This window comes from Mesorhizobium sp. M7A.T.Ca.US.000.02.2.1, from assembly GCF_003996995.1.
Taxonomy (GTDB): Bacteria; Pseudomonadota; Alphaproteobacteria; order Rhizobiales; family Rhizobiaceae; genus Mesorhizobium.
Map to the genome: position 1 here is coordinate 1 of NZ_RZTT01000358.1, position 6253 is coordinate 6253.

The 6253-nt window shown below is 63.0% G+C and carries 7 protein-coding genes; 4 read left to right on the forward strand and 3 right to left on the reverse strand.

Translation table 11 applies throughout. The annotated features are described in order from the left end of the window. Positions 1-263, reverse strand: a 263-nt coding sequence (locus EOD15_RS26230; protein ID WP_148129646.1) for a co-chaperone GroES, incomplete at its 3' end; no start/stop codon positions are given. 165 nt (positions 264-428) lie between these two features. Next, positions 429-1226, reverse strand: a complete 798-nt coding sequence (locus tag EOD15_RS26235; RefSeq protein ID WP_127319528.1) for a class I SAM-dependent methyltransferase — start codon at positions 1224-1226, stop codon at positions 429-431. A gap of 112 nt (positions 1227-1338) precedes the next feature. Between EOD15_RS26235 and EOD15_RS26240 the strand changes: the two genes are divergently transcribed. Then, complete coding sequence (locus EOD15_RS26240; RefSeq protein ID WP_127319530.1) at positions 1339-2190, forward strand: hypothetical protein; 852 nt, start codon at positions 1339-1341, stop codon at positions 2188-2190. A gap of 26 nt (positions 2191-2216) precedes the next feature. Here EOD15_RS26240 and EOD15_RS26245 read toward each other — a convergent pair whose 3' ends face one another. After that, positions 2217-2843 (reverse strand): TetR/AcrR family transcriptional regulator, encoded by a 627-nt coding sequence (locus EOD15_RS26245; RefSeq protein ID WP_164761637.1) that lies wholly within the window; start codon positions 2841-2843, stop codon positions 2217-2219. Between the two features lie 124 nt (positions 2844-2967). Here EOD15_RS26245 and EOD15_RS26250 point away from each other — a divergent pair, with 124 nt between their 5' ends. From EOD15_RS26250 to EOD15_RS26260, 3 genes are all read left to right on the forward strand, one after another. Continuing rightward, complete coding sequence (locus tag EOD15_RS26250) at positions 2968-4155, forward strand: MFS transporter (RefSeq protein ID WP_127319532.1); 1188 nt, start codon at positions 2968-2970, stop codon at positions 4153-4155. A 12-nt stretch (positions 4156-4167) separates the two neighbouring features. Beyond that, a complete protein-coding gene (locus EOD15_RS26255; RefSeq protein WP_127319534.1) occupies positions 4168-5445 on the forward strand; it encodes a D-arabinono-1,4-lactone oxidase in 1278 nt (425 codons plus the stop codon). Beyond that, positions 5445-6253 (forward strand): alanine racemase (locus EOD15_RS26260; RefSeq protein ID WP_185929081.1); only part of this gene is annotated, 809 nt, incomplete at its 3' end. The genes EOD15_RS26255 and EOD15_RS26260, both read left to right, overlap by 1 nt.

A 6253-nucleotide genomic window follows, 5' to 3' on the forward strand; every position in this document is an offset into this window, starting at 1 on the left:
ATGATCAGAAGGTCTTCGCCATTGAGCTTGACTTCGGTGCCCGACCACTTGCCGAACAGGATGCGGTCGCCGGCCTTGACGTCCAGCGGGACCAGCTTGCCAGCTTCGTCACGAGCGCCGGAGCCGACAGCGATGATCTCGCCTTCCTGCGGCTTTTCCTTTGCCGTGTCGGGGATGATGATCCCGCCAGCGGTCTTGGATTCGGATTCGACCCGGCGAACGACCACGCGGTCATGAAGCGGGCGGAACTTCGACTTTGCCATTTTTTCTTCCTCGATGAGAACGGTGAGAAACAGTTCCTCCATCCGGCGGCGCCGGACATGTGGTTAGCACTCACCAAAGGCGAGTGCTAACGTGGCGCTGAAATAGGCTGGCGGCGCGCCGGAGTCAAGGCGCTCGGAGCGGCTCTTGGCGGTATGATGATGAACTTACCGGTGCCTGGCCGAACCGAGTACCAGAAGCGGGCACCGTTCGGCCAGCGGATAGCTGCCGCTCGGCACGACGCGCACCTCGCCGAACCAGTCGGCGGCCTCTTCGATCAGCGTGGCCAGCGTCGCGAAACTGTAGCTTATGTCCGAGCCGGCATAGACGTCGATCGTGTTGATCGAGGTCATGCTCCAACCCGTTCTTGCGGCAAGAGCTTCGCGGTCTGGGAACAGGCTGCCGAAGGTATCGCGGATTGTCGCCACCTTGATGGCGAAATCGCGGTCGTTCGTCGTGGACGCCATCGCGATCCGCCATTTGAGCGCGTGGAAATTCTCGACCCCGCCGGCCAGAGCCAGAGCTTCGATGCCGCGCAGATCATCTGCCGTTTCCGGTCGTGCGAAGACGCGGATCGCTGCGCGCCTGCCAGGCTTCAGTACCCTGGCGACCTCGCCAAACAACGAACTGCGCGCCGCCTGGGAATCGACCGCCGACAGGCATCCGTCGCCGATGACGGCGTCGATGCTTGCGTGATCCACGGGCAGGTTAAGCCAGTTGCCGGCGATTGCCCTTCGCGAGCCGTCGTCGCCGGCCCATACGCCGGAAATCATGGCCGCCGACTGGTCGACCGCCAACATCGACTTGCCCAGAATTGCCAATTCCGGGGTCACCCCCAAGAGGAGGACATCGGCATTTCCGAGATCAAGTTCGCGATCGAATATAGCGACGGTTTCCGCTGTTGGCCGGAGCGGCGCTTCCAGAAGTTTCCAATGGCGGTGGTAATCGTCCCAATGATTTGTCATGCAATTTATTGGCCCCTGGACGCCTGGATTTGGATACCCGCCGGGGCTTAATAGAGGTCGTCGGACAAGCCAAGGCATTTCAAGAATTTACAGACAGTCCAAGAGGTAGATAGTGGCGCGCATCGTTGTGATAACGCACGAGCATGACAGGTTCCTGGGCAGGCGCGACATCCTGCTGCGCAGGAGCAGCCCATACATGCTGTTCGACATTCTTGCGGAATTGAAAAGGCGCGGCCACTCGGTTCAGGTTCAGCAAGGCCTGTCGAAGCCGGTCAGCGGCGATATGGCGGTATTGCATGTCGATGCCACGGTGACGCCCGCGGACTATGTCGACTACGCCCGGAGTTTTGGCTTCTGCCTCAACATCGGCGCCGCCGACATATCCAAGCGGCGGATCAGCGGCGCATTGGTCGACAGAACCGACAGCTGGCAAGGTCAGGTGATCGTCAAAAGCAATCTCAACAATCGGGGTATTCCGGAGACGCTCCTCAACCGGCGATCCGAGCGTGCCGGGAAACAGCAGCCGTTTCCGCGCTTGCCAGCCTTGCATCCTTATGAGGTCCATGGATCTCTCGGCGACGTTCCAGATGGCGTCTTTGATTGCGACAATCTCGTCGTGGAAAAGTTCATTCCGGAGAGAGAACCCGACGGTTTTGCTGTTCGTTTCTGGGTGTTTTGCGGAGAGCGCGAGCGTTGCACCCGCTACGTCTCCCCGAACGGGCTGGTCAAGGCATCGGAGACGATCCGGCGCGAGCCCGTCCCGGTGCCCGACGAATTGCGTGAGCGCCGGCGTGAACTCGGCTTTGACTATGGAAAATTCGATTTCGTCATGCATGAGGGCAAGGCCGTCCTCCTCGATGCAAACAAGACTCCCGGCCGTCCGCAAAACCTCGTCAAGATGTTCGCGGCCGGCGCTTCCGATCTGACAAACGGCTTCGAAGGCCTCATCCATCGGGCGAAATAGGCGCGGCTGAGATCGCCGCGGCCGCCCTATAAAAACAGCCGCAGCTGCGTGTGAATGATAGACCGGTAATCCTCGATGGTCTGGCGGCTTTCCGCTTCGCCCTCGGCGAGCGCCAGGCGCACCACGCCGCCGGCGAGCTGGAAGATCAGCAGGACCATGCGTTCGAACTGCTCGCGCCTCTCGGGCTCGAGCAAGGCGATGACGTGGTCGCAGAACATTTTGGCCTGGTGTCGGGTTTCGGCGATGTCGAGGTTTTTGAGCGCCTTGTCGGCCTGGATGGCGTTCTGCAGATCCTGGATGGCCGGATCGCCGGCGACACGGCTGAGATAATCATCGAGCAGCCGGTCAGCGGCCACGATCACGTCGTTCGCCTCGCGGATTTCGGCGATGATCGTCGTCAGCCGTGCCCGGCTGACCTCTGAAAACCGCTCATAGAGCATCGCCAGGATCGCCGATTTGTTGGGAAAATAGTGGTAGACGGTGGCGATCGGCCCGCCCGCCAGCATGCCGACTTCCTTCATGGTGACGGCGTCGATACCCTTTTCTCCGATCAGCCGCATGGTCGTCGACAGGATCGCGTCGATGCGCTCGCGGCTGCGTTCCTGCTTGGGCCTGCGCCTCGGCTCGGTCGCCATTCTCTTCAATTCCGTCATGCACCGATCTTTCGCACGGCTTCCCAAATTCCGGTTGACAAGAAATATGATCAAGTATCAGTTTCTGAAATACTGACAGGTTGTCAGCTTTTTTGCCGCACGGCAAGGACGTTGGGAGGCGCCTTTGGCTTCGACAGATACCGGCCACGCAGGCAGTGGCGACTGGCTGGTCGGCAATCCGACCGGCTGGCAGCTCGCCTCGGCCTTGTGGATCGGTTCGGTCGGCCTGCTCATCCTCGGCCTGCAACCTGTGCTGCTCGGCGCCCTTTACACTGAGGGCCATGTCAGCGGCGACGAACTGGCGCTGGTCGCCACAGCCGAGATGATCGCTATTGCCATCGGTTCGGCTGTCGTGGCGATGCTGCTTTCGGCGCACCACATGCGCTTGAAAAGTGCCGTCCTTCTGCTGCTGCTGGCGCTGGTCAATGTGTGGACGGCCTATGCCGCGAGCGCCGGCACGCTGATTGCGGCCCGCGCCCTGGCTGGGCTCGCCGAGGGCGGTCTGGTCGCCATCGCCACCGAACTGATCGCCCGCTCGCGGCGCGCCGAGCGCATCGGCGGCTATTTCGTCACCATGCAGACGCTGGCGCAATGCGCGCTCGCCCTGTTGCTGGCGCTCTATGTCATCCCGGCCGCTGGGTCGGCGGGCGGCTTCATCGTTCTTGCCGTCGTCTGCGTCGTGTCGCTGGCGGTCGCTTTCACCGTACCCGGTGACTATGCCGACCTGCCCAAGGAAGAGAATTTGGCCAATGTGCTGACGGTTCCCTCGATGACCGCGCTGTTGTCGGTCTTCTGCTACTTCATGTTCTTCGGCGCGGTCTGGGCTTTCCTGGAGCCGCTAGGCGCGCAATACGGCATCGATGGCCGCACCGTCGGCCTGATCGTCTCGGCCAGCCTCGCGGTGCAGGTCCTGGGGGCGATGACGGCGACCGCGTTCGAGGCGCGCATCGATTATCGCCCTACCATCGCCATCATCGGTGTCGTGGCGCTTGTCAGTTCCCTGGTTCTCGCCAGTAGCCCTGGCCTGACGACGTTCTGGGTCGCTGCCTTGGCCATGGGCTTTATCCTGCTGTTCATCGTGCCCTACCAGATCCGTCTGGCGATCACCGCCGACGAGACGCGCACCGCCGTGCTGCTGGTGCCGGCAGCCCAGCTTTTCGGCCTGGCGATCGGACCGATCGCGGCGTCGCTGCTCATCGACGGCAGGGATTTTCGGCCGGTGCCGGAATTCGCCGCCGCCAGCGCGGTCGCCAGCGTGGCGCTGCTCGGTCTCTTCGTCCTTGTGTCGCGTCGCCGTCGTGCGGTTGCCTGAGCGGGGGGTGGCATGTCGAACATTTGGAGCAACTGGTCGGGCTTTGTAAGCGCCGAGCCCAAGCTGATCGCCAGCCCCGGCGACGCCGGTGAACTCGGTGATCTCGTCCGGACCGCGCCTGGCCCGGTGCGCGTCGCCGGTGCCGGTCATTCCTTCACGCCGCTGGTGAAATCGCAAGGCACGATCCTGTCCCTGGAGAGGCTGGAAGGGCTGGTCTCGCACGACGCCGAAACACATCGGGCGCGGGTGCGGGCAGGGACCCGGCTCGGCCCGCTGATGCGCATCCTGCAAGGCATTGGCCAGGGCCTGCCCAACATGGGCGACATCGACCGCCAGGCGATCGGCGGCGCGCTGGGTACCGCCACGCATGGCTCGGGACCGACGCTCGGCGCCTATCACACCCAGCTGGAGACGGTGCAGATCGTCGACGGGCTTGGCAAGGTCCGCGACTTCAAGCGGGCAGGGGATCAGGACATGATCCACGCCATCGGTGTCGCGCTCGGCGCTTTCGGCGTGCTCACCGAAGTGACGCTGAACAACATCGCGACCTACCGGTTGCGCCGCCGCAAATATGTGCTGCCGATCACTGAGATGCTGCGCGACTTCGAGGCGATGATGGCCGCGCATCGCTCGGCCGAATTCTACTACATTCCGTTCTCCGGCTATGCGCAGTTCATCGCCAGCGATTTCAGCGACGCCGCACCCACCGCACGGCCGCCGGAAGAGGACGAGGCGGGTTTGAGGACGCTGCGTCGGCTGCGCACCTCACTTGCCTGGCTGCCATCGCTGCGTGGCCGCCTGATCCGTTCGGCGGCCGCCAGATTTCCCGCCGAGGACTACGTGCAGGACTGGCTCAACGTCTATGCCAGCGACCGGCAGACCAAGTTCAACGAGATGGAATATCATTTGCCGTTCGAGGAGGGGCCGAAGGCGCTGGCCGAGATCATCGAGCTGACTGAGAAGCGTTTTCCCGAGGTCTATTTCCCGATGGAGGTGCGCTCGGTCGCGCCGGACCAGTTCTGGCTTTCGCCATTCTACAACAGGCTGACCTGCTCCATCGCCATCCACCATGATGCAGCGAACGATCCGTTGCCGTTCATGCGGGCGGCAGAGCCGATCTTCCGCAGATATGGCGGCAGGCCGCATTGGGGCAAGATGCACAGCCTGAAAGCGGCGGATCTGAAAAAGCTCTATCCGCGCTGGGACGACGCCATGGCGGTGCGCCGCGACGTCGATCCGCAAAACCGCTTCGTGTCGCCCTATATGGCCGGCTTGTTCGGCATCGAATGATGACCACCTATTTTTCCACCCTCTCGGATGCGCTGAAGGAAGCCGGCATCTTCCAGCCCTGCCTGCTGCTCGATCGCGACCGGCTGGACAGCAACATTGCCCTGGTGAAGGGGAGAGTGGATCCCGGCCTTGCCGTGCGGCTGGTCGACAAATCGCTCGCCTGCATGCCGCTGCTTGCGTATATTGCCAAGGCGCTTGGCAGTGAGCGCTTCATGACCTTCCACCCGCCGATCAGCGAGGCGGTGCTGAAGGCGTTCCCGGATGCCGATCTGCTCTACGGCAAGCCGATGCCGATCGGCGCGGCAAGGGCGGCGCTGGTGAAAGCCGATACCGACTGGTCGCGCGTCTGCTGGCTGATCGACAGCGAGGAAAGACTGGCGGAATATGGCGCGCTGGCAGACGAACTCGGCATCGGCCTGCGCATCGCTTTCGAGATCGATGTCGGGCTGCATCGCGGCGGGTTCGCCAATCCTGACGCCTTGTCGGAGGCGTTGAGCGCGTTGCCGGCCCGGCTGCATTGCGAAGGCGTCATGGCCTACGAGGCGCATGCGCCGCTCATTCCTGGCCTTTTCGGCGGACCGGCAAAGGCATTGGCAAAGGCGTCGGCGCAGGCCTCGGCGTTCGTCGCCTGTCTCGGCGCCGACCAGCGCCGCATCCTGAACATCGGCGGCAGCAAGACCGCGCTGCTTCATCATGGCGGCGCGGCCAATGAGGTCTCGATGGGCTCGGCCTTTGTGCTGCCCAGCGACTTCGATACGGCAGGCCTCGACGGCTTCCAGCCGGCGGCCTTCATCGCCACGCCGATCCT